Source organism: Mesorhizobium sp. M1399 (genome assembly GCF_040317735.1).
GTDB lineage: Bacteria > Pseudomonadota > Alphaproteobacteria > Rhizobiales > Rhizobiaceae > Mesorhizobium.
The window spans coordinates 1-2800 of sequence record NZ_JAMYKZ010000062.1; the positions used below are offsets into that span (position 1 = coordinate 1).

4 protein-coding genes and 1 pseudogene are annotated in these 2800 nt (G+C 62.6%); 1 reads left to right on the forward strand and 4 read right to left on the reverse strand.

Annotated elements, in window-relative coordinates; translation table 11 throughout:
* The 4 genes and pseudogenes from NKH05_RS32830 to NKH05_RS32845 all read right to left on the reverse strand — a co-directional run.
* A partial coding sequence (locus NKH05_RS32830; RefSeq protein ID WP_353027092.1) for a transketolase occupies positions 1–571 on the reverse strand: 571 nt, incomplete at its 3' end.
* A gap of 19 nt (positions 572–590) precedes the next feature.
* Positions 591–1343 (reverse strand): SDR family NAD(P)-dependent oxidoreductase, encoded by a 753-nt coding sequence (locus NKH05_RS32835; protein ID WP_352453729.1) that lies wholly within the window; start codon positions 1341–1343, stop codon positions 591–593.
* 35 nt (positions 1344–1378) lie between these two features.
* A pseudogene (locus NKH05_RS32840) lies at positions 1379–2039 on the reverse strand (amidohydrolase family protein).
* A complete protein-coding gene (locus tag NKH05_RS32845; RefSeq protein ID WP_352457358.1) occupies positions 2039–2506 on the reverse strand; it encodes an ATP-binding cassette domain-containing protein in 468 nt (155 codons plus the stop codon). The pseudogene NKH05_RS32840 and the gene NKH05_RS32845 overlap by 1 nt, the downstream one beginning before the upstream one ends.
* Positions 2507–2628: 122 nt before the next feature.
* Between NKH05_RS32845 and NKH05_RS32850 the strand changes: the two genes are divergently transcribed.
* Positions 2629–2800: helix-turn-helix domain-containing protein (locus NKH05_RS32850; RefSeq protein ID WP_353027094.1), on the forward strand; the 172-nt coding region annotated here is incomplete at its 3' end.

Genomic DNA, 2800 nt, shown 5'->3' on the forward strand with positions numbered 1-2800 from the left:
TGGCCGTCGACGGACCATCGGCCTGCTGATTGTTGAAGTCGACAATGGCAATGAGATTGTCGAGCTTGTGGTGGGCGGCCGACATCGCGGCTTCCCAGGTCGAGCCCTCACCGAGCTCGCCGTCGGACAAAAGATTGTAGACGAAACTGTCGCTTCGCTTGCGCGTCAGCCCCATGCACATGCCAACGGCAATGCCAAGGCCGTGACCGAGCGAGCCGCCGGTGATCTCCATGCCGGGCGTGTATGGCGCCATGCCGGACATCGGCATACGGCTTTCATCGCTGCCATAGGTTTCGAGCTCTTCCTCCGGCAGCACGCCCGCTTCGATCAGAGCCGCGTAGAGCGCGATCGCATAGTGTCCGATCGACAGCAGGAAGCGGTCGCGTCCCTCCCACAACGGGTCCTCCGGCCGGTAACGAAGCGCATGGAAATAGGCAACGGCAAGCACGTCGGCGACACCCAGCGCCTGTCCGACATAACCTTGGCCCTGGACTTGACCCATCCGCACGGCGTGTCGGCGGATACGATAGGCTCGTTCGGCCAGGCTGACATTGCTGCGAGCGCGAGGCATCTCAAGCTCCGTTGTCCACTCAGCCATGGATTAGCATCCCACCGTTGACATCGATCACGGCGCCGGTGATGTAGCTGGCCAGATCGGAAGCCAGGAAGAGATAGGCGCCGGCTACGTCGCGCGCCTCGCCCAGCCGGCTGAGCGGGATTCCCTTGATGATGTCGGCGCGCATGGCGTTGGTCAGTTTGCCGCCGGTGATGTCGGTCTGGATCAGGCCCGGTGTGATGCAGTTGACGCGGATGCCTTCGGGACCGAATTCGCGCGCCATGGCCTTGGCAAGCCCCAGAACACCCGCCTTGGCAGCCGAATAGTGCGGGCCACCGAAGATGCCGCCGCCGCGCTGGGCCGAAACTGACGACATGCAGATGATCGAGCCGCCGCCATTTTCGCGCATGTTCGGGATGAATGCCTGGCTGAGATGGAGCACGCCGCGTAGGTTGACATCGAGGATGCGGTCCCAGTCAGCCGCGCTGATCTCCAGCGTCTTGACCGGCTGCGTGACGCCCGCATTGTTGCAGAGCACATCGATCCTGCCCAAGGTTTCTGTCACTTGCGCCGCCGCCCTCTTGCAGGCGTCGAGGTCCGCGACGTTGCACGCAAGGCCGATATGGTCGGGTCCAAGCGACGCAGCGGCGTCACGCGCTTGCCCGTCATCGAGGTCGAGTATTGCAACGCGAGCCCCGTGCTGTACCATCAGCGCTGCCGTGGAGCGGCCAATTCCCCGGGGGCCCGCGGCCCCCGAAATCACCACGGCCTTGCCCTTCAGCAACAAGTCGAACTCTCCTGCTATTTCTGTTTGCCGGTGATCTAAAGTCGGTAGAACCGGGCGGCGTTGTCATGGAACAGCGCGAGCCGCTCCTCGTGCGGGTGGGCGATCGTAATTTCCTTGAAGGCGTTCAAAATGGCGTCGAAGCTCGAGAACAGCTTGTCGACGGGGAAGTTCGTCGCGAACATCGAACGGCCGACGCCGAAGGCTGCGATCGCCTCCTCGATGCTCGGCGCCGTCGACCTGCATGCCGGTGTGATTGAGAATGATCTGCACGTCGGGAAAGTCGCGCGCCAGTTCGAGGAACTCGCTCATCTGCGGATAGTAGAGCTGCGGGTCGAAGCTCAGCCCGCGCTTCGCCAGCTCCCGGAAGCCGCGCCGCCATTCGGGCGTACGACTGACCTCCGGCCGCGCCAGATAGGTCTTGGCGGGGTCGGGATGATAATTCATCGGCTGCCGCATGCCGCGGAAGTTCGGATATTCCATGTGGCGGTCGAGGAGGTCGCCGACGTCGGGTTGGGACAGGTCGGCATAGCCGACGATGCCATGCGGAAAGCCTCGCTTGTTGGCGATCTCCTGCAGCCAGCGCGTTTCCCCAACCGGATCGCCGGGATCGAGAAGCAGCACTTCGGCTCCGGTGGAAAGGGCACGAGCGATCCGGACGATCTGGCCTTCGTGGAGGGACAATTTGCGTGCCGGCATTATCGATGATCGCTTCGCCGATCGCTGGGTCGATCAGCTGGAGCGCTCCGAGCGCAGTTTCGCGCGTGCGGCGACGGCTGATCTGCGACCAGCCCGACCTCGCATGCACAATGCCGATGTTTTCCGCGACCGGACAGCTCGGGCAACAGCGCCAGCTCCTGATGCACCACCGCGATGATCGGGCTGTTGTGGTCGGCCTTCGACGAGGCGAAGCCAATCTCGCCGGCTTCGCGTGAGGTCAGCCCTGTGACGATGCGGATGAGAGTGCTTTTGCCGGCGCCGTTGCCGCCCAGGAGCGCGTGGATTTCGTCGGCCCGGACCTGAAAACTCACACCCCGCAGGACACGGGTTGCGTCATAACTCTTCTCGATATTGGCAGCTTCGATCAGGGGCTTCCTGGTCAATACCTGTCCAACTCCCGGCACGTTGCCGGCGCTACCCAAGCTTTGGGTTGAACTCGGCTCCATCCTGTATCTCCTTCCGGGACCACTGTGCGACCGATTGACATTCGGCTCAATTTTCGTTTCTTAACATTCTGTGTAGCTGAGCTTAACTGACGAGGACGAGGTCAGACATCAAGTTCAATTCGATGACGCATTTCGAGGCAGTCGCGCGGCTCGGCGGCGTGGCAAAGGCCGCTCAGGAATTGCAGGTGACGCCTTCGGCGGTTAGCCAGCAGCTGCGGCTGCTCGAACACCAACTCGGGGTGCGGCTTTTTCAGCGCGAAAAGCGCCATCTCTCGCTCACGATCGACGGTGAGC